The following is a 20,407-nucleotide window of genomic DNA, read 5'->3' on the forward strand; positions in this document are numbered from 1 at the left end:
ATGGAGTTCAGAAAACTGACCTTTCAATTACATCTATGGCTCGGATTAACGTCCGGGCTTATAGTTGTCATCATAGCAGCAACAGGCTGTATTTTGTCTTTTGAGGAAGAATTAAAACTCAGCATTCACCCTGAAAGATATTTTGCAGATTCTGTAAAAAAAGAAAAACTATCACTTCCCGACCTTAAAGCTAAAGCTGAGCAGGCGTTACCTGACGAACTTAAAGTCAGCAGAGTAGAGATTTCATCAGATCCGAAAAGAAATTATGTATTCCGTACTTTGAAAATAGATGATGATGCGCTGACGTTTTGGGGATCTTACATTTATTATTACAGGGTGTATATTAATCCGTACACAGGAAAAATAGCCGAGGTGGAAAATGCCAAACAGGATTTTTTTGAAATCGTCCTGAACCTTCACCGGAGATTGTTGCTTGGTGAAAAGATCGGAAAAAATATTACAGGCTATACATCACTTTTTTTCCTGATCATTATTTTCTCGGGGCTCGTCATCTGGTATCCGCGTAAAATGAGTAAAAATATGCTAAAGGGAATGTTTATGATTAAAATAACCTCAAACCTGAAAAGACTGAACTACGATCTTCATAATGTATTGGGATTTTATGCAGCCGTTCCTTTGTTGTTGATCTGTTATTCTGCCGTGATATGGAATTTCAAGGATATCGATCAGTTTGTTCAGGATACCCTGAACGGAAAACACCAGAAAGAAGAAAAAGTTAAAAGCGATCTTTCAGCAGCAGATACATCAGACCGTAAAAAAGTCCTGACTATTGTTGGGAATACGGTAGAAAAAAGTCTTTCCGACAAAGAATCGGCACTCATTACTTTTCCGAAAAAAGAAGAAGGAATCTATTATGCTGAAATTAAATACGCCCATAAACAATATCAGAATGACCAGTACAATTTTGACCAATATTCAGGAAAGATTCTGAAATTTCAATCCTATAAAGATCAGAATATCGGAAACGGGACTGCTTTACGGGAAAGAAACTACGACCTTCATACAGGAACCATCTTCGGACGGACCGGACAGATTTTATATCTATTGGCAGGAATTATTGCCCTTTCACTTCCGGTTACAGGATTTATCATGTGGCTGAATAAAAAGAAGAAAAGCAAAAATTCAAAGAGAAAGAAAGCCCAAAGGCTGAGCCATAAAAAGAAAAAAGCATCTTTAGTTAATTAATAAACCAGGAAAACAAAAATTGAAAAACAAATAGAGAAAGTGCAACTTAACTTACACTTTCTTTTTATTAAAGCAAAGCTTTTACACTGTCAGAAAGAATTTCGATACTGTTTTTCATCTCATCAAAATTCAGATGGCCATATCCTAATCGCATTGCGGAAAGCTCTTTATTCTGATACAACAGCGTTTTAGGGATAAACAAATTGTTTTTAGAACATTCCCGTCCAAGCTGCATCAGGTTGATCGGAGTTTTCCATTCGGCCCAAACCGCAAGACCTCCCGAAGGTTTGTTGAATTCAATAAAATCTCCCAGATATTGATCTAAAAGCAAGGCAAAATAATCCCGTCTTTCCTGGTACACCTTCAATGATTTCTTCAGATAACGGTTGATTTCTCCCTCAGCAATCATTTCCCCCAAAACCTGTTCCATCAGGATATCGCCCTGTCTGTCGATAATTCCTAAATATTTACGCAGTTCTGCCATCAGGTTTTCAGGAGCAACAATAAATCCGGTCCGGAAACCGGGCGCCAGAGATTTCCCGAATGATCCGATATATACGACCATTCCGCTTGTGTCTGCACTGGCCAATGGAAGAATCGGGCTTTTATCATAATGAAAATCATAATCGTAATCATCTTCAAGAATAATAAATCCGTACTCATTGGCAAGATTCAGCAGCCCAAGTCTTCTTTGTGCACTCAGGGTAACCGTAGTAGGATAGTGGTGATGAGGCGTAAGATAAAGCATGCGTATTTTCTGTTTTTTGCAGGCTTCCCTTACACTTTCAACGATAATTCCTTCCTCGTCAATGGGAATCGATTGGATATTGACTCCGGCTTTCTGAAAGATCATATTCACCGAAAAATAACTCAAAGCTCCCACCAACACTGTATCGCCCTGAGACAGCAAAACCTCTGAAACAATGTAAATACTCATTTCCGTGCTGCGGGTGATCAGAAGATTATCTTTAGAAATCGGTAATCCACGGGATAAATTGAGATAATGGGACAGGTTTTTCTTAAAAAATTCACTTCCGTCGTGATTGTAATGTCCCAGCATCTTATGATGTGCCTTACGTTTAAGAATCGAGCTGTAAATTTTGGAATGCTGGTCAATCTGTGTTAATCTGATATCCGGAACACCGTCATTAAAAAGATATTCGCAGGCTGAATGCTCAAAAGGATTATCAAGGATATTGGAAGTTTTAAAAGAAAATCCGGTTATTTTAGGATAATGCTCAAGATGGGTTTTCTCAAAATCTTTAAACGACAGCGGTTTTTCTTCATTCTTTCCGATCACAAAAGTTCCTTTATTCGGAATACTTTCTACCCAGCCCTGTGCAAACAGCTCGTCATAAACTGCTACGATTGTATTCCGGTGAACTTCCAACGTCCGGCTCAGCGCTCGCGTTCCGGGAAGCTTGGTCCCGAAAGGAAGATAACCTCTCTGAATGGCATTGATCAGCTGATTGGCCACCTGCATATAAATCGAGGTGTCTGAAGCTCTGCTAATTTTCACAAAACTCTGATAAGGAATTTCAACCGGACTATCCATAATATTAAAACTGGCACCATTCAACCATCCGGCAATATACTACATTTGGCTCAAAATAAAAATAATGGAATTTCACAATCTATTACAGACCATTGTGCAGGATAATGAAACACACGCCAAATGGCTGAATACACTATCCTTCATGGAGAATGCCGGAGCCAGAAAAATCTCCGGCTGTGAGCATCCTACACAAGTGACTCAAATTCAGCTGAAACACGCCGCAGAAGAACACCGCCATGCTTATTATCTGAAAAAGCAGATCGGAAAACTGAATCCCGAGCTCTGTAAAAACTATGAACAGCAGGAGCTTTTAGCACCATCAGCTACAAGGCAATACCTTCATTCTCTGGATATCAAAACCTGCAAGTACCTCCAAAAAACGTTTCAGTTAAATAAGGAAGAGCTTAGATATGCCGCCTATCTTTTCGTAACCTATGCCATAGAGGTACGTGCCGATGAGCTTTACCCGGTTTATCAGGATATTCTTACCAAAGAATCATCCAAAATTATGGTGAAATCCATTATTCTGGAAGAAGAAGGACACCTGGAAGAAATGATTAACCAGCTGAATGATTTCTCAGACGACTGGAAACTGCATGCAGAATATGTTCAGCATATTGAAAAAGAGCTTCATGATCAGTGGCTGAATTCCATAGCTAAAGAAATAACACCGCTTAACTGATATGCCGGATCGTTATTTCTCCCATTGGAAAAAGGCATTGGATAAAAGGAATGCAGAAGGTACACTCAGGTCTTTACGCATAAAACCGGAAGGAATTGACTTCTATTCCAACGATTATCTGGGATTAGCAAGAAATAAAAACTTCCGGGAGCTACTGTTAAAAAAAGTATCAGACTACCCGGAATTATTATCCGGGAGCACCGGATCAAGGCTTATCAGCGGAAACAGTCCTGTTGCCACAGAAACTGAAGAATATATTGCAAAACAGCACCATTATCCTTCTGCCTTGCTGTTTCCATCAGGTTATAATGCCAACCTTGCTTTATTTTCGACGCTTCTGGGAAGGCTTGATACCATTATCGTTGATGAACAGATTCACAGGTCGGTACACGATGCCTGTACGATGTCCAATGCTAAAAAAGTAAAATTCAGACATAATGATCTTGCCAGTTTAGAAGAAAAGCTTCAAAGACAGAACGGCCAATGTTTTATTGCTATAGAAAGCCTGTATTCGATGGAAGGAGATATTGCTCCGATTCAGGAAATTGCACAGCTTGCTGAAAAATATTCTGCCGGGTTATTCGTAGATGAAGCCCATGCATTCGGGGTTTTCGGATACGGCCTGGTTGCAGAATATCAGCTGCAGGATAAGGTGATGGCTGCGGTAATCACTTACGGAAAAGCACTGGGATCGCACGGAGCAGCCATTTTAAGTAACGAATTGATCAAATCTTATCTGGTCAATTTTGCATCACCTTTTATTTACACCACTTCCGCGCAGGATTTTCAATGGTCAGCTATACAAACAGGATATGAATACCTGAATCATCATCCTGAATTCCAAAAAGAACTGCGAAAAAATATCAACCTTTTCAGAAAACAGGGATTAGATTCTCCATCTGCGGAAAACAGTCCGGTACAGGCGATTCTTGTTCCGGATAATCGACGTTTAAAAACCTTACAGCAAAATTTATCAGAAAACGGATTCCTGACTTATGCAGTGTATAGCCCGACCGTTAAAGAAGGTACGGAACGTCTCAGGATCTGCCTTCATAGTTTCAATACGGAAGAAGAAATTGGAAAATTATGTGAAATCATTAAAAGATCAGGCCATTAAAAGATGCAAAAAAAATTATTTGTAACGGGGATAGGAACTGAGGTAGGGAAGACGGTTTGCTCAGCAATATTAGTTCAATATTTTCAGGCTGATTACTGGAAACCGGTACAATCGGGAGACCTTCATTATACAGACAGCATGAAAATTAAAGACTGGGCAGGAGACAATATATTCTGCCATCCGGAAACTTACCGTCTGAAACTTGCTGCATCACCACATCAGTCGGCGGCCGAGGAAAATAAACTGATCCGGGTGGATGATTTTCAACTTCCACAAACCTCAAAACCTTTAATTGTAGAAGGTGCGGGTGGATTGATGGTTCCGCTTTCAGATAATGAACTGATGATTGATTTAATCGAAAAGCTGAAGCTTCCGGTTGCCCTGGTGGTCAGAAATTATCTGGGCTGCATTAATCATACTTTACTTTCAATAATGGCATTAAAGGAAACAGGATTAATAATAGACACCCTGATTCTCAACGGAGCTTTTCCACCTGATACGGAACGGATCATCATTAATTATACAGAAAAAGAAACAAAAATCATCAGGCTTCCTGATATGCATTCAATAACAAGAGAAAATATTACAGCAATAACAAAACAATTAACAAACTTATGATAACGGATAAAAAAACAGAAATCAGAAATAACTGGACTAAAGAAGAGATAGAGGCAATTTATCACCAGCCTTTAATGGAATTAATTTATAAAGCAGCTACCGTACACCGTGAATACCATGATCCTTCAGAAGTACAGATATCAACATTATTATCCATAAAAACCGGTGGTTGTCCGGAAGACTGTTCCTATTGCGGGCAGGCAGCGCGTTACCATACCAATATCAAAGTTCAGGCTTTGTTACCTACCGAGACCGTAATTGCCCATGCCCAAAAAGCAAAAGACAGTGGCTCATCACGTTTCTGTATGGCAGCAGCATGGCGTGAAGTGCGTGATAACCGTGATTTTGACCGTGTGATTGATATGGTAAAAGGTGTGAATGAATTAGGACTGGAAGTCTGCTGTACCCTTGGAATGTTAACTGAAGATCAGGCCGTGCGCTTACAGGAGGCCGGATTATACGCTTACAATCACAATCTGGATACTTCAGAGCAGTATTATGAAGAAATTATTTCGACCCGTACTTTTGACAACAGGATCAATACCATCAATAATGTAAGAAAAGCAGGAATCACGGTATGTTCAGGAGGAATTATCGGTCTTGGGGAAACTCACAGAGACCGCATCTCCATGCTGTTGACATTAGCAACCATGCCTAAACATCCGGAATCAGTTCCCATCAATGCTCTGGCAAGGGTAGAAGGGACACCGCTCCAGGACAATGAAAAAGTAGATTCCTGGGAAATGGTAAGGATGATTGCAACGGCTAGAATCGTAATGCCTTCTTCAATGGTGCGTCTGAGTGCCGGACGTATAGAAATGACGGAAACCGAGCAGGCATGGTGTTTTATGGCCGGAGCCAATTCTATTTTTACAGGAGAAAGAGAAACCTTACTGGTAACCCCAAATCCGGGAGTTTCCGAAGATATGCAAATGCTGGAAACATTGGGACTGAAACCGATGAAAGTTTGTTAGAAGTTATAAGTTATGGGTTTTGAGTTATGAGTTGGAAGCGGGAAGCTTGAGGCTGGAAGTTATGAAAATACACTTTTGCACCTCAAGTCTTTGCTAACAATTCATAATTCATAATTCATAACTCAAAACCCATAACTTATAACTCTTAACTCTTAACTCAAAACTAAAAACTAAAAACTCAAAACCCATAACTCATAACTCAAAAAAGCTCATGCACAACGATTTACAAAAAAGGGACCGGGCAGTCAACTGGCATCCCTATACCCAAATTAAAACAGCTGATGATGCAATTCCCATCGTTAAAGGAAAGGGTGTTTATCTTTATGATAATGAAGGAAAAAAATACATAGATGCCGTTTCTTCATGGTGGGTTACTTTACATGGCCATGCGCATCCTTACATTGCCCAGCGTGTTTCTGAACAGCTGAATACCCTGGAGCAGGTAATTTTTGCAGGCTTTACCCATGAACCCGCGATACAGCTTTCTGAAAATTTATTGAAGCTGCTTCCGGAAAATCAACAAAAGGTTTTTTATTCGGATAACGGTTCTACTGCTGTGGAAGTCGCCCTTAAAATGTGCATTCAGTACACCTACAATCTCGGAAAATCCAAAACAAAGGTACTGGCTTTTAAAAATGCTTATCACGGAGATACTTTCGGAGCAATGTCGGTGAGTGGCAGAAGTGCATGGACAAAGCCTTTCGGGGATATGCTTTTTGAAGTGGTCTTCATAGATACTCCAACAAAAGAAAACCTGGAAGATTTAAAAGAACAGATTGATCAGCTTGGTGATGAGGTCGCCTGTTTTATCTATGAGCCATTAGTACAGGGCGCTGCGGGCATGCTGATGCATGAGGCAGAAGATTTGAGTGAATTGATGAAATTTTGCAGAAGTAAAGATATATTGATGGTTCAGGATGAAGTTTTTACAGGATTCGGAAGGACCGGAAAACTGTTTGCTGCCGATCATCTTTCTGAAAAACCTGATATCATGTGTTTTTCAAAAGGTCTCACAGGCGGAACGATGCCTATGGGAATCACAACATGTTCGGAGGAAATTTACAATGCTTTTTTATCTGATGATAAATACAAAACCTTATTTCACGGCCATTCCTTTACAGCCAATCCGTTAGCCTGTACAGCTGCTTTAGCGAGTATGGAACTTTTATTACAGGAAAAGACACAGCTTGATATCCAAAGGATCGCAGAACAGCATTGCAGTTTTACCGAAATACTTAACCAACAAACTTTGGTGGAAAATGTCCGTCAGACCGGGACCATATTGGCATGGGAACTGAAAACCACTCAGCAGACTTCTTATTTTAATGAAACAGGTAAAATGCTTTATAATGAATTTTTGCAACGTGGGATCATTATTCGTCCGCTCGGAAATGTGATGTATCTGGTACCGCCATACTGCATTACTTCTAATGAACTTGATTTTGTATATCGGCAAATCACAGAAGTTCTCAATCAATATGTATGTACTGATTGAGGAAGTCAGAATATATTTCTCTCTTGGCGTATTTTTTGAATATTCTGTTGTAAATCATTTTCTATGTTATCCGTATTTCTCTTAGAACTTAACTGGAAAGAACTGTTAATGGGACACGAAGAATGGTCATTTCTTCTGGAAATTATCCTGCGTACTGCCATTATGTTTTTAACGATTATTGTAGGGTTAAGAGTTTTAGGAAAAAGAGGAGTCAAGCAACTTTCTATTTTCGAGCTGGTCGTGATTATCGGCTTGGGATCTGCTGCAGGAGACCCGATGTTTAATAAAGATGTTGGAATTATTTCCTCTGTTATCGTTTTTATAGTTATTATATTACTGTATAGCATCATTACCTATTTCATCGGAAAGAATAAAAAATTTGAACAGCTGATTGAAGGAAAATCGATTTGCCTGATCAAAGACGGTGAATTTTCCATAGAGAATTTTAAAAAGGAAAATCTGGGAAGTGACGAATTCTTTGCCGAGCTCCGTTTAAGGGGGATTTCTCATCTGGGACAGGTTGAAAGGGCAATCGAAGAAATTTCCGGGGAAATCAGCGTCTTTTTCTATGAAGATCATGATGTAAAATACGGACTTCCCATCATGCCGGATTCTTTGGAGAACCCTCTCAAACATATAGATAAAGAGGGCCATTATGCATGTACATTCTGCGGACATACAGAAGAAAAAATTACCGGCACAGCTGCAAATTGCCCGAAATGTAAAAAAGACGAATGGGTATTGGCTGATAACAAAAGACGAATTACTTAGCTTTCTGATTTCTGATAATATAAACCACGGATTACACAAATTTTCACAGATGATAACCTCATTATTAAAAAAACTGTGCAAAATCCGCGAAAATAGATCACCACAAATCACACAGATTTCCACAGATGATAACCTCATTAAACAATAAAAAGAATATGTTTAATCTCCGGAATCTAAAGAATAAAAAGAGAACTACATAAAATTTACCTTCATATTTTTCCTTACATTTGTTGTTATCAATATCTGCTTAAAAAAAATAATAAAAGTTTATTGATACACAATACACCTTTCTTATTCAGTATCAAAGCGATACTGTTTTAACAGGAGTCGAATAGTAAATTTTTATCCGTGAAGATTCACAATAAAAGAAAATACCTGAGCTTTCTCAAATTTAAAAGAGATTTTCAACAGTACGGCCTTGAAAAAGTGCGTAGTTATGAACTTATCCTGCACTGGCTCAGTAACAGGCTCAGCAGAAGCCAGTTTCTTATACTGTCGGGTATTCTTGTAGGATGTACGGCGGGATTTGCCGGAGTGGTTTTAAAGACCTTGGTACATACTATTCATTATTTTATTGTTAATAAAGTTCATTTCGAATATCAGATTCTTTTTTATATCGTTTTTCCTTTTTTAGGAATTGTTCTCACTACAAGTATTGTTCTTACCTTATTCAAAGGGCAGGACAGAAAGGGCATAGGTGCTATTCTATATGAGATCGCACAGAATTCAAGCATTGTTTCCTCGGTAAAAATGTATTCACAGATCGTTCAGAGTGCTATTACCGTTGGATTGGGAGGTTCCGCAGGATTAGAAAGCCCCATTGCCGTTACAGGTGCAGCCATTGGTTCCAATTATGCCCAAACTTATAAACTCGGGTATAAAGAACGTACCTTACTGTTGGCTGCAGGCGCTACTGCAGGGATAGCTTCTGCGTTTAACGCACCGATAGCCGGAGTAATGTTTGCGTTTGAAATTTTGCTTACCGGTGTGGTGTTTTCTGATTTCATACCTTTGGTCGTTGCTGCTGTATGCGGAAGCCTTTTGTCGAGAATACTCCTTCAGGAAGATATTCTTTTCAGGTTTCATGCCAGAGAATCATTCAATTACCATAATGTTCCTTACTATCTTATATTGGGAATTGTGGCCGGATTATACGCCCGCTATTTTGTTATTATCTCTCAAAAAGTAGAACATTTTATCAAAGGCCTCAAAGTCTCAAGAATACGTAAAGCTATGATAGGCGGGGCAGCTTTGTCTTTACTTTGTGTTTTATTTCCACCGTTATTTGGAGAAGGTTATGAGACGGTAAAAGATTTTACCAATGGAAACGCCCATTCAATTATAGAAAACAGTCTTTTCAGGTATTTTGAAATAGGAAACTGGACCGTTATTCTCTTTTTGGTGCTGGTTTGTCTTCTCAAAGCTTTTGCTTCTTCTATCACTATTTTCAGTGGTGGGAACGGAGGGAATTTTGCCCCTTCATTATTTGCAGGAGGCACTCTTGGTTTCTTATTTGCCATGATCTGCAAACAGATAGGTTTTGAAGATGTGCCGGTGACCAATCTTGTTCTTGTCGGTATGGCCGGAGCGATGAGCGGAGTTTTGTATGCACCGCTTACTGCGATATTTCTTATTGCCGAATCCAGTTTTGGATATGATCTTTTTATTCCGTTAATGATTGTTTCCGTGATTTCCTATCTTATTGCAAAATGGTTTTCAGTGGTTTCTCCGGAGCTGAAAAGCCTGGCAGACCAGGGGAAAATATTTACGCACGAACACGATAAAAACCTGATGTCTTCTTTAAAAATAAAAGATCTTATTGATTTCAATTCCCAGACGATCAATGATGATGCTCCGGTTACTGATCTTTTTGAACTCATAAAAAACGGGGATAAAAATATCTTTGCCATTACAGATTACGAAAAAAAGCTCAAAGGAATTTTAACATTGGATGATGTACGCCCGTTGCTTTTCAACAGAGATAAAGATGCTTCCATCAGTATTCAGCAGCTTATGAAAGCACCACCTGCTGTTATTCAGCCTGAAGATGAGCCTTTAAAAATCATTCAGCTTTTTGATGATACCGGTGTATGGAATTTACCCGTTGTCGATCACAACAATCGGTTTATAGGATTCATATCAAAATCCACAATTCTAATGAGTTACAGAGATCTTCTAAAGGAATACTCAGACTGATACATCCAAAATTCAACAATAAAAAATAAGCTTAATCCGCTAAATCTGCGGAATTAAACACTCCGGTTAAGAATCAAAAAACCATACGATTCAAGAGGAATGTAAAAAAATTCAATAAAATAATTTCATAAAATATACCAATCGGTATATTATTTATATCTTTGTCAGACTTTTTTGAGAAGCTAAAAAAAGCAGTAATATTTTTTTACACTAAAATATACCGATTGGTATATTAATTTAATTAAAACTTTCCTCACATGAAAAGAATCATTCTAATCATAACCGTAATATCCGCAGCCATCATGGAGCTTATCGATACTTCAATTGTCAATGTGGCTTTGAATTATATGAGCGGAAATCTGGGAGTCACCCTTGAAGATATTTCCTGGGTAGTTACTGCTTATGGTATTGCAAATGTCATTATCATTCCCATGACAAGCTTTCTAGTTAATAATCTGGGCCGGAGAAATTATTATATCGGTTCCATTATTTTGTTTACGGTCTGTTCTTTTATGTGCGGAAATTCCACCAATCTCTGGGAACTCGTCACATTCCGGTTTCTTCAGGGAATTGGTGGCGGAGCTTTATTATCCGTCTCGGCAATGGTTGTCTACGAATGCTTTCCTAAAGAACAGCAGAATATTGCCAGCGCCTTATTTGGAATAGGAGTATTTATCGGGCCTACGATTGGTCCTACGTTGGGCGGATATATCACTGACAATTTTTCATGGAGATGGATATTCTATATTAATATTCCGCTTGGTATACTGGCTACAATACTATGTTTCCGTTTACTCCCCGAATCACCCACAAGACAGATCATTAAAAAGATCGACTGGGCGGGAATCTTGTTGTTAATCATTGGTATTGGTTCTTTACAAACCGTATTGGATTCTCGGTTTCAATCCCGCTCAGGCCGGGGTATTATTACTGCCTGGATCCATTATCGCAGTCTTCGCATTGATCGTCACCGGAAAGCTGCTGCAAAGTGGTGTTCCACCTGTTTTAATTGTATTGCTGGGATTTGGTTGTTTTATTTATTTCAATTGGTCGATGTCCAGAGTAAACCTGGAGGTTTCATCGGCAACCATTTCCATTAACTTAATCTTCAGGGCACTCGGAATGGCATTACTTACCGTACCTCTCGCTACACTTGCTGTTTCATCCTTAAAAGCAGAAGACATGCCGCAAGGAACAGCAATCAATAATATGATGCGGCAACTCGGAGGATCATTCGGGATCTCAATCATCAATACCTATATTGCCCGGCGAATAGCTCTGCACCGCACCGATCTGATATCAAACCTGTCTGCTGATAACAGATTTGTGACAGACAGGCTGCAAAGTTATACTTCAGTATTTCAAAGCAGGGGATTCGGTTTTCCGGAAGCCCGGCAAAAAGCAATAGCCTTACTGGAGAAAATAGTGGTACAGCAATCATCATTCTTAAGCTATATTGATGCTTATTTAGCAATCGGACTGGCCTTCATACTTGTATTACCTTTATTATTATTTTTCATTAAAAAGAATAAAAACAAAAAAATGGTCATCGTATCTGCTGATCATTAAAATAAAAACATCAAACAATAACAAACAATCACAATGAAAGAAGTATTTATCGTATCGGCAAAACGTACTCCCATTGGCGGATTACTCGGCAGTTTATCAGGATATACCGCTACAGAGTTAGGGGCAATTGCTATCCGGAACACTTATGAAAGCATATCATTAGCTCCGGAATGGATCGACAGTGTATACATGGGAAATGTATTGAGTGCAGGCTTGGGACAGTCTCCGGCAAGGCAGTCCGGAATTTTTGCAGGTATTCCTTATGATAAAGATGCCACGACCATAAATAAAGTATGCGCATCGGGAATGAAAGCAACCATGATCGGAGCTCAGCAAATCCAATCCGGACTGGAAGACATTGTTGTAACAGGCGGTATGGAAAGTATGAGCAATGTTCCGCATTATGCTTTTTTACGAAACGGAAAAAAACTGGGTGATCTTGCCCTCACAGACGGAATGATAAAAGACGGACTGTGGGATGTTTACAACGATTTTCATATGGGAAGTGCCGCAGAATTAGGGGTCAAAAAATACGGTCATACCAGACAGGAGCTCGATGATTATGCTTTATCATCCTATCAAAAAACCCAAAATGCAACAGCTCAGGATAAATTTAAAAACGAACTGATTGCTATAGAAACCAAAAAAGGGAAAGAAACAGTAATTGTAGATAAGGATGAGGACATTTACAAACTCATTCCTGAAAAGATATCCCAGCTGCCACCTGTTTTTGAAAAAGATGGTGTACTCACTGCCGCCAATTCCAGTAACCTGAATGATGGAGCAGCAGCATTGATTCTCGCTTCCGAAGCCGCCGTTAAAGAATATAATTTAAGACCGCTTGCAAAAATTATAAGTTATGCAGACAGTGCACAGGCTCCGGAATGGTTTACCACTTCACCGTCTCTGGCTATTCCGAAAGCACTCAGACATGCAAATCTCAATCTGTCGGATATGGATTATCTGGAAATTAATGAAGCCTATGCCTCAGTGATTTTATCTAACCAGAAAATTTTAGGTTTCGATCCTGAAAAAGTAAATGTTTATGGCGGAGCAGTCGCTTTAGGACATCCGATTGGTGCATCAGGAGCAAGAATTCTGGTTACTCTTTTAAATGTACTCCAACAGGAAAAAGGAAAATATGGAGTTGCTGCCATTTGTAACGGCGGTGGCGGTGCATCGGCTATGGTGATTGAAAATTTGAATATTTAATCGCAAAAAAAATTCAAAATCATCCTAAACCCTCATTATTGGGATATTTATAATTTCAAAACCCTGTAAAATAAAAAGTGCCCCCTTGGGAGGAAGGCACTAAAAAACACAAATGATGAAAAAAAATTATTTCGTATGCGAATATAACGAAAAAATATGATGCAATGGATTACAAATTATTAATATTTCAAATATAAATTATTAATAATATCTTAATACCAACATAATCAAGACAATACAACTAATAAATCAAAGACCAGACTTCAAAATTTATCGAAAACAATATATTTCATTATTAGCCGAATGTTAGTTTTCAAAAGCAAATGAATATTGTACATTCCACAACAGACTTTTGTATTTTTGTCACTAAGCCGACAAATTTATCATAAAAAAAAGAAAAACACTACCGTAATTATTACTAAAATAAATTTACCGTATTTATACGGAATCGTAAAAAACAAAGCTATAACATTCAGTCAGTTATAGCTTTTTATCATCTATTCATTATCCGTATTTTTCAGGATTTAGCAGTTGATTTCAATGCCCAGACAATTAAAGGCACCTGCAAAAAAAGCCTTGCGAACCTGAGCCGGTCGGTATTAAGTCCGAAAGCATCCCTACGGTTTTTATACTGTGCAATATTTCCGGGAAGGACAGCGGTAAAAAAGCCTGCCAGAAATTTTCCCATCATACCCTGATATTTTTTTGGAACAGCAATCATTGCCGTTCCTAACACTATTTCCGTAATCTCTGAGTAAACTACGGTATCATCTTTTTTTAAAGGAACCCATTCCGGAACCTGTGCCTGAAATTCTTTCCGGGCAAACGTAAGATGACTGATTCCGGCACTTATCAGAAAAGCACCCAATGCTATTCTGGATATATTTTCCGTTTCCATAATCAATTATATTTAGTGATTCTATTGTGTTATCTGAACAGGATAAAATCCGTTCTTTTAGATATTTATGTGAATAAATCCACCAAAATTCAGACCATAGCAGGAAACACAAAACAGAATGGCTTGATTTTTACTGCCTTATACATACAGAATTCAATTTCTTTTTTCTAAACACCAACAAAATTTAACGTATGAAACCTAAACAAATTCCCGGCGTACCGGAACAGATAAAAGGTGGATTTCACGACACTGAAAGCCAGAAACAATATGAAGATTTAGCAACAGCTATTCAGAAGTTTGAAATCCTGAAGCAACGGTTTCTTTCTGTTAACCAGTGGAAAGTTTATACCGGGGAAAACTCAGCAGATTTCTGTCTGTATGATTCATCCGGTAACCAACTTCATGGCAAGCCGCAAATCGGAAATTATGTAAGAATCGATATTCCCGGGCCGGGAGAAGCTGAAGCAAAAGGCTATGACTGGGTAGAGATTGTAGATATTTTCCATCGTCAAACCGATGAAGCCGAAAATCTATTAATGACCTGCAGGCCTTCGAAAATCCCTGCCCAGCAAAAAAATAATCATATTGCCCATTTTTATTCAGAAAAATCAATTTCTACTTTTATGGTTTCACGAAACGGTACGGCAATCCAGGCTGCTGTTTACGGCCGGAATGAGGTTCCCAATATGAAAGCTAAATTTTTTGACAAGATAAGAAACCTTGCCATTGCTATCGGAGGAATAATGGGAGTCTCTAAAATACAGTGGAAAGCACTTGCCGACGGTTTACTCAACTTTGATTGATTTCTTTTCAAATTTTGTATAAATTTTCAATCAATTTTAGCTATAACGACTATAGTCATAATGATCATAAAAGCCCTGTCTGCAAGCTTTAATCCGGGACAGGATTTCTTACCTTAGCTGAAATTAATATTTTAAATCTAAATCATTTTTATGAAAAAGAGAAATATAAAGAACACCGATCTGTCAATTGCACCCATTAATTTCGGGGGAAATATTTTTGGCTGGACATTAGATGAAAAACAATCTTTTGAAATTCTGGATAAATTTACAGATGCCGGATTTAATTTTATAGATACCGCGGATACTTATTCCTGGTGGGTGAACGGTAAAGGCGGACAGTCCGAGGAAATTATCGGTAAATGGATGAAGAGCAGAAACAACCGCCAAAGCCTCGTAATCGCTACAAAAGTAGGATCTGAAACTAAAGAACACGGCTTTGACATCAGCAGAAAACATATCTTAAAATCTGTAGATGAATCATTACAAAGACTTCAGACCGATCACATCGACTTATATTACACCCATTTTGATGATCATAAAACTTTGGTAGAAGAGACCTTATCAGCTTATGATGACATTATCAAAGCAGGAAAGGTTCGTTATATTGCAGCCTCAAATTTATCTCCCGAACGGTTAAAAGCGTCTTTCGAAGCAGCTGAAAAAAATAACCTCCCTAAATATGTAGCCTTACAGCCCCATTATAATTTAATGGAACGTGAAGGTTTTGAAAAAAACTATGCCCCATTGGCAGAGCAATTCGATTTAAGTGTATTCCCATATTGGTCACTGGCTGCAGGATTTTTAACCGGAAAATACCGTAATGAAGCTGATCTTACGAAAAGCCAACGTGGAGAAGGTGTGAGAAAATATCTTAATGAAAAAGGGCTCACCGTTTTACAGGCGTTGGATCAGGTAAGTACTAAATACAATACCACACAGGGTAGTGTAGCATTAGCCTGGCTTCTGGCAAACCCGTTAATTACAGCACCGATTGTAAGTGCAACAAGTGAAAGCCAGCTTGAAACTTTATTCAATGCACCCAACCTTGAACTAAGCAGCGATGATATCGATCTTTTAAACAAAGCCAGTCAATAATAGCGGAATCTTTTGGTTTCGCTTTTATATTTAATTTTTGCTACGTAATTCTGTGCTATTCTTCCGCTGAAATGGACTAAACCTTTTGCCCGCCTCTGCAATAACTTTGTCTCATCAAAATAAATAACAATCACCATTAAAATTTACAACAATGGCAAAAACAGTTTTTATCACAGGGGCATCAAGAGGCTTTGGAAAATTATGGGCGGAAGCATTTTTAAAAAGAGGCGATAAGGTAGCCGCGTCTGCAAGGAATATTTCTACGCTCAATGACCTGGTAGAAAAATATGGCGACAATATTCTTCCGGTACAGTTGGATGTTACCCAAAAAGAAGAAGTAACAAAAGCAGTAGAAAATGTGAAGCAGCATTTCGGAAGCATAGATATCCTGATCAATAATGCAGGATATGGATTATTTGGAACAGTGGAAGAAACATCGGAAGAGCAGGCGAGAGCACAGATGGAAACCAACTTTTTCGGATTATTATGGGTTACACAGGCAGTTCTTCCTGTAATGAGAGCTCAAAAAAGCGGACATATCATCCAGGTTTCAAGCTTTTTAGGTTTAACGACACTGCCCATGCTGGGATTATATAATGCTTCAAAATTTGCAGTAGAAGGCTTAAGTGAAACCATTGCTTCAGAAGTGGCCCATTTAGGAATAAAATTCACATTGATTGAACCTAACGGATATGCAACGGAATGGAGCGGAAACTCAGCCATCCAGACAACTTCAGATATTGCAGATTATAATCCTGTACGTGAAGGTTTTGCTGAAAGTGGTGACAATGCAGATATCTGGGGCAAACCGGAAGCAACCGTAGAACCCATTCTGATGATCGCAGACAGCCCGAATCCGCCACAAAGATTATTATTAGGAAAAATTGCTTATCATGCAATGCAGAATATATACACTAACCGTCTTAAAGAAATCGAAGACTGGAAAGAGGTAAGTATTGCGGCACATGGGCATTAATTAGTGATGAGTTGAGAAGTATGAGTTATGAGTTGGTAGAGTGTGGAGAATCTCAATGATGTAGGTAAATGGAAAAATCAAACTTATTCTGTATCTGAGTAATAAATCCAGAATTTATATTTAAAAATGCCCAACTCATAACTCATAACTCATAACTCATAATTTATAACTTATAATTCATAACTCTAAAAAAGAACCGATGAAACATTACAAAACCCTTACGGAATTACATCTGGAAAATGGCTGGGAAGCTCCGCAGCATCCGCTTTTCGGCATAGTTAGTTGTCTGGCATCCTGTCCTTTGGGAGATCGGGAATTTACTACGGATTGTTATATTATTGCATTTAAGAAAATAAAATCGGGGATATTCATGTATGGCCGTACGCCTTATGATCATGATAACGGCTGCCTGTTTTTTACAAAGCCACGACAGATCATTGAAATGAAAGATCTTGAGTTTGAAGAAAGGGGATATATGCTGCTCATTCATGAAGATTATCTTAACGGTCATGAACTTCACAAATCTATTGATCAATACGGTTTTTTCGATTATGAAGTAACGGAAGCGCTCCATCTTTCACCTAAAGAAGAGCAGATCATTCTTGAATTGTACGATAAAATTAACGGCGAATATTCTAATAATCCGGACGAATACAGCCGGGAGATTATTTTAAGCCATATTTCATCTATTTTAAAATATGCACAAAGATTTTATAAGAGACAGTTTATAGACCGGTCACAGATTATAGGAAAAACAGCATCCAGATTTAATGATGCCTTAAGAAAATATATAAATGAAGGAAATCTGGAAAAAGACGGACTTCCCAATGTAGCTTACCTTGCAGATCATCTTGCGATCTCTCCACGTTATCTAAGTGATCTTCTGAAACAGGAAACGGGGAAAACAGCCATAGAGCTGATTCATATCTTTTTGATTTCGGAAGCCAAAAATTTACTGCGCATCGGCGAAAAAGGAGTTTCCGAGATCGCTTATGAACTCGGTTTTGAGAATGCCTCTTATTTTACCCGCCTGTTTAAAAAACAAACCGGTATGAAGCCGTTGGAGTTCAGGAAAATGAATTTAAATTAATCGATAGTATTGAATACCCCTGCATGATGTTGGGGTTTTCTTTTTCTTTACTATTTTTGAGCCTGACACGTTATCAGAAATTAAAATTAACACCATACAGAATATGAAAGCAATCACATTAAAATCCACGGGCGGAGTAGAAAACCTCGAATATACCGAAATCGAAAAACCGACACCCGGAGAAGGGGAAGTCCTTATAAAAGTAAAAGCAATAGGCATTAATCCGATTGATGTAAAAACCCGCTCCGGAAAAGGTGCTTATGAAAAGCTTAAAGAAGAGAAGCCATTGATATTAGGTTGGGATATTGCAGGAATTGTGGAAGAAAGCCAAAGCCCGTTATTTAATACAGGTGATGAAGTTTTTGGAATGATCAATTTCCCCGGCCATGGAAAGGCTTATGCAGAATATGTTGCTGTACCGGCTGATCAGTTAGCATTAAAACCCTCAAATATTTCATTTGAAGTCGCTGCAGCAAGTTCGTTGGTAACTTTAACGGCTTGGCAGGCTTTGGTAGATCATGCCAATGTTCAGGAAGGGCAGAATGTCTTGATCCATGCTGCGGCGGGAGGTGTAGGCCATGTTGCTGTACAGATTGCAAAATATCTCGGAGCAACCGTTACCGGAACTTCTTCGTTAAAAAACAGGGATTTTGTGCTTAGTCTCGGAGCCGATCAGCATATAGATTATCATAATTTTGACTGGGATGCCGCGCCTCGTAATTTCGATTTTGTTTTAGATACCATTGGTGGTGACAATATCGATAAATCACTAAAGGTAATTAAAGAGAGCGGGACCCTTATCAGCATTCCCAGTGGTATGAACGAACAAGTAACTGAAAAAGCAGCAGCTAAAGGTGTCAAAGGATATCCCACAAAAGTGCACTCTGATGGTGAAGATATGAAACAAATCACTTCACTGCTTGAAAAAGGAATTATTAAACCTCATGTTTCCCATATTTTCCCTTTTGACAAAATAAAAGAAGCCCATCTTGAGCAGGAAACCGGAAGAACGGTAGGAAAAATTATCATCAACTTCTAATTCAAAATCTGTAGAATTAAAATTCATAGGAGCAAATACTTAAAAACTTTTAATTAGTATTTAAAAAATAATGAAAAATATTGATTTTAAGTAGGTTTAAGTTTATTATTTATTATTTTCCAACAAAAATTATATTGTTATTTTTGTATGATAAATCTCTAAACTATGAAAAAAATTCTATTACCCTTTTCCATCCTGATAGGGATATTTGCCAATGCACAGGAAGTAAAGCCTGAAGCTCCTGCAATAGATACAACAAAAGCATGGAGCATCCAGGGACAAAATACTTTGATGCTTAACCAGGCAGCTTTTTCAAACTGGGTTGGCGGGGGAGCCAATAATGTGGGCTGGCTTGCCGGAGTGAACTACAATCTTACTTATGAAAAAGGAAAAGACCTTTGGGAAAATATTATTATTCTTGGCTACGGACAAAATAATACAAAAGGAATAGGAACCCGAAAAACCCAGGATGTAATCAATCTTTCCACCAATTATGGAAGAGAATTTGCAAAAAACTGGTACCTGTCCGGCGGACTTGGCTTACAGACCCAGTTTGCAGCAGGTTATGAAGACGGTAACAATCCTGAAGCAGCTAAAATTTCGAATTTTATGGCTCCCGGTTATCTGAATATCGGAGTAGGAGTTACGTACCGCCCCAATGATAATCTCACTGTAACATTACGCCCGGCGAATGCAAGGTGGACCTTCGTATTGGATGAGGATCTTCAGCATGCCGGAACTTACGGATTGAAAAATGACGGCGATTCTTCTTTGTTCCAGTTCGGTTTCCTGGGAACAGCGATCTATAAGATCAAAATCATGGAAAATATCAACCTGACCAACACCGCTTCAGTATTTTCAAATTATTTAGACCATCCGGAAAGACTGGTCCTTTCTTACAGCGGAATTTTAAATATGAAGATCAATAAATTTATTTCCACCAATATCACCCTGGATCTGCTGTATGATCATAACCAGATTCAGAAGACCCAGCTGAAACAGACTTTAGGCGTAGGATTTGCCTACAATATTGACAACGGTAAAAAACGTTCTGAAAATAAGAATAACCAGACCTGGTTAAAATAATATAACAGAAAAAGAGGCTTAATCG

Annotated in this window: 19 protein-coding genes; 17 read left to right on the top strand and 2 right to left on the bottom strand. The window is 38.5% G+C overall.

Annotation, left to right across the window (positions count from 1 at the left end; all coding sequences use genetic code 11):
* Positions 1-1,206: a PepSY-associated TM helix domain-containing protein gene (locus AB8P06_RS11220; RefSeq protein ID WP_369841619.1), complete on the top strand. Its 1,206-nt coding sequence runs from the start codon at positions 1-3 to the stop codon at positions 1,204-1,206.
* Positions 1,207-1,273: 67 nt separating this feature from the next.
* Here the strand turns inward: AB8P06_RS11220 and AB8P06_RS11225 are convergent, their stop codons facing one another.
* Entirely contained in the window at positions 1,274-2,761 is a 1,488-nt protein-coding gene (locus AB8P06_RS11225; RefSeq protein ID WP_369841622.1) for an aminotransferase-like domain-containing protein, read from the bottom strand.
* Between the two features lie 64 nt (positions 2,762-2,825).
* Between AB8P06_RS11225 and AB8P06_RS11230 the strand changes: the two genes are divergently transcribed.
* From AB8P06_RS11230 to AB8P06_RS11275, 10 genes are all read left to right on the top strand, one after another.
* Positions 2,826-3,443, top strand: a complete 618-nt coding sequence (locus tag AB8P06_RS11230; protein ID WP_369841625.1) for a hypothetical protein — start codon at positions 2,826-2,828, stop codon at positions 3,441-3,443.
* 1 nt (position 3,444) lies between these two features.
* Positions 3,445-4,560: an aminotransferase class I/II-fold pyridoxal phosphate-dependent enzyme gene (locus AB8P06_RS11235; protein WP_369841628.1), complete on the top strand. Its 1,116-nt coding sequence runs from the start codon at positions 3,445-3,447 to the stop codon at positions 4,558-4,560.
* Between the two features lie 3 nt (positions 4,561-4,563).
* Positions 4,564-5,178, top strand: a complete 615-nt coding sequence (bioD, locus tag AB8P06_RS11240; protein WP_369841631.1) for a dethiobiotin synthase — start codon at positions 4,564-4,566, stop codon at positions 5,176-5,178.
* Positions 5,175-6,152, top strand: a complete 978-nt coding sequence (gene bioB / locus AB8P06_RS11245) for a biotin synthase BioB (RefSeq protein ID WP_369841634.1) — start codon at positions 5,175-5,177, stop codon at positions 6,150-6,152. The genes bioD and bioB overlap by 4 nt, the downstream gene beginning before the upstream one ends.
* Positions 6,153-6,363: 211 nt before the next feature.
* Complete coding sequence (bioA, locus tag AB8P06_RS11250; RefSeq protein WP_369841637.1) at positions 6,364-7,647, top strand: adenosylmethionine--8-amino-7-oxononanoate transaminase; 1,284 nt, start codon at positions 6,364-6,366, stop codon at positions 7,645-7,647.
* Between the two features lie 63 nt (positions 7,648-7,710).
* Positions 7,711-8,418: a DUF421 domain-containing protein gene (locus AB8P06_RS11255; RefSeq protein WP_369841640.1), complete on the top strand. Its 708-nt coding sequence runs from the start codon at positions 7,711-7,713 to the stop codon at positions 8,416-8,418.
* Between the two features lie 348 nt (positions 8,419-8,766).
* On the top strand, positions 8,767-10,614 hold the full coding sequence (locus AB8P06_RS11260) for a chloride channel protein (protein ID WP_369841643.1): 1,848 nt from the start codon (positions 8,767-8,769) through the stop codon (positions 10,612-10,614).
* Positions 10,615-10,871: 257 nt separating this feature from the next.
* Complete coding sequence (locus tag AB8P06_RS11265; RefSeq protein ID WP_369841646.1) at positions 10,872-11,714, top strand: MFS transporter; 843 nt, start codon at positions 10,872-10,874, stop codon at positions 11,712-11,714.
* Positions 11,668-12,183, top strand: coding sequence for an MFS transporter (locus AB8P06_RS11270; protein ID WP_369841649.1), 516 nt, complete (start codon positions 11,668-11,670; stop codon positions 12,181-12,183). The genes AB8P06_RS11265 and AB8P06_RS11270 overlap by 47 nt, the downstream gene beginning before the upstream one ends.
* A 33-nt stretch (positions 12,184-12,216) precedes the next feature.
* The gene (locus tag AB8P06_RS11275) at positions 12,217-13,395 is read left to right on the top strand and encodes an acetyl-CoA C-acyltransferase (RefSeq protein ID WP_369841652.1); all 1,179 of its coding nucleotides are present in this window, start codon (positions 12,217-12,219) and stop codon (positions 13,393-13,395) included.
* Positions 13,396-13,912: 517 nt separating this feature from the next.
* Here AB8P06_RS11275 and AB8P06_RS11280 read toward each other — a convergent pair.
* On the bottom strand, positions 13,913-14,293 hold the full coding sequence (locus AB8P06_RS11280) for a DoxX family protein (RefSeq protein WP_369841655.1): 381 nt from the start codon (positions 14,291-14,293) through the stop codon (positions 13,913-13,915).
* A gap of 191 nt (positions 14,294-14,484) precedes the next feature.
* On the opposite strand from AB8P06_RS11280, the gene AB8P06_RS11285 reads away from it, so the two are divergent.
* The 6 genes from AB8P06_RS11285 (at position 14,485) to AB8P06_RS11310 (ending at position 20,382) form a co-directional block, all read left to right on the top strand.
* Positions 14,485-15,096, top strand: coding sequence for a hypothetical protein (locus AB8P06_RS11285; RefSeq protein ID WP_369841657.1), 612 nt, complete (start codon positions 14,485-14,487; stop codon positions 15,094-15,096).
* 150 nt (positions 15,097-15,246) lie between these two features.
* On the top strand, positions 15,247-16,191 hold the full coding sequence (locus AB8P06_RS11290; RefSeq protein ID WP_369841660.1) for an aldo/keto reductase: 945 nt from the start codon (positions 15,247-15,249) through the stop codon (positions 16,189-16,191).
* 151 nt (positions 16,192-16,342) lie between these two features.
* Positions 16,343-17,167, top strand: coding sequence for an SDR family NAD(P)-dependent oxidoreductase (locus tag AB8P06_RS11295; protein WP_369841663.1), 825 nt, complete (start codon positions 16,343-16,345; stop codon positions 17,165-17,167).
* A 199-nt stretch (positions 17,168-17,366) separates the two neighbouring features.
* Complete coding sequence (locus tag AB8P06_RS11300; RefSeq protein WP_369841666.1) at positions 17,367-18,257, top strand: helix-turn-helix domain-containing protein; 891 nt, start codon at positions 17,367-17,369, stop codon at positions 18,255-18,257.
* A gap of 103 nt (positions 18,258-18,360) precedes the next feature.
* The gene (locus AB8P06_RS11305) at positions 18,361-19,296 is read left to right on the top strand and encodes an NADP-dependent oxidoreductase (RefSeq protein ID WP_369841669.1); all 936 of its coding nucleotides are present in this window, start codon (positions 18,361-18,363) and stop codon (positions 19,294-19,296) included.
* Positions 19,297-19,461: 165 nt separating this feature from the next.
* Positions 19,462-20,382 carry a DUF3078 domain-containing protein gene (locus AB8P06_RS11310; protein ID WP_369841672.1) on the top strand — a complete coding sequence of 307 codons (921 nt, stop codon included), beginning with the start codon at positions 19,462-19,464 and terminating at the stop codon, positions 20,380-20,382.
* Positions 20,383-20,407: the final 25 nt, after the last annotated feature.

Source organism: Chryseobacterium tongliaonense (genome assembly GCF_041224435.1).
Classification (GTDB): Bacteria; Bacteroidota; Bacteroidia; order Flavobacteriales; family Weeksellaceae; genus Chryseobacterium; species Chryseobacterium tongliaoense.

Coding starts and splice junctions, on each gene's coding strand:
- AB8P06_RS11220 (WP_369841619.1), top strand. CDS start 1: ATGGAGTTCAGAAAACTGACCTTTCAATTACATCTATGGCTCGGATTA.
- AB8P06_RS11225 (WP_369841622.1), bottom strand. CDS start 2,761: ATGGATAGTCCGGTTGAAATTCCTTATCAGAGTTTTGTGAAAATTAGC.
- AB8P06_RS11230 (WP_369841625.1), top strand. CDS start 2,826: ATGGAATTTCACAATCTATTACAGACCATTGTGCAGGATAATGAAACA.
- AB8P06_RS11235 (WP_369841628.1), top strand. CDS start 3,445: ATGCCGGATCGTTATTTCTCCCATTGGAAAAAGGCATTGGATAAAAGG.
- bioD (WP_369841631.1), top strand. CDS start 4,564: ATGCAAAAAAAATTATTTGTAACGGGGATAGGAACTGAGGTAGGGAAG.
- bioB (WP_369841634.1), top strand. CDS start 5,175: ATGATAACGGATAAAAAAACAGAAATCAGAAATAACTGGACTAAAGAA.
- bioA (WP_369841637.1), top strand. CDS start 6,364: ATGCACAACGATTTACAAAAAAGGGACCGGGCAGTCAACTGGCATCCC.
- AB8P06_RS11255 (WP_369841640.1), top strand. CDS start 7,711: ATGTTATCCGTATTTCTCTTAGAACTTAACTGGAAAGAACTGTTAATG.
- AB8P06_RS11265 (WP_369841646.1), top strand. CDS start 10,872: ATGAAAAGAATCATTCTAATCATAACCGTAATATCCGCAGCCATCATG.
- AB8P06_RS11270 (WP_369841649.1), top strand. CDS start 11,668: ATGTCCAGAGTAAACCTGGAGGTTTCATCGGCAACCATTTCCATTAAC.
- AB8P06_RS11275 (WP_369841652.1), top strand. CDS start 12,217: ATGAAAGAAGTATTTATCGTATCGGCAAAACGTACTCCCATTGGCGGA.
- AB8P06_RS11280 (WP_369841655.1), bottom strand. CDS start 14,293: ATGGAAACGGAAAATATATCCAGAATAGCATTGGGTGCTTTTCTGATA.
- AB8P06_RS11285 (WP_369841657.1), top strand. CDS start 14,485: ATGAAACCTAAACAAATTCCCGGCGTACCGGAACAGATAAAAGGTGGA.
- AB8P06_RS11290 (WP_369841660.1), top strand. CDS start 15,247: ATGAAAAAGAGAAATATAAAGAACACCGATCTGTCAATTGCACCCATT.
- AB8P06_RS11295 (WP_369841663.1), top strand. CDS start 16,343: ATGGCAAAAACAGTTTTTATCACAGGGGCATCAAGAGGCTTTGGAAAA.
- AB8P06_RS11300 (WP_369841666.1), top strand. CDS start 17,367: ATGAAACATTACAAAACCCTTACGGAATTACATCTGGAAAATGGCTGG.
- AB8P06_RS11305 (WP_369841669.1), top strand. CDS start 18,361: ATGAAAGCAATCACATTAAAATCCACGGGCGGAGTAGAAAACCTCGAA.
- AB8P06_RS11310 (WP_369841672.1), top strand. CDS start 19,462: ATGAAAAAAATTCTATTACCCTTTTCCATCCTGATAGGGATATTTGCC.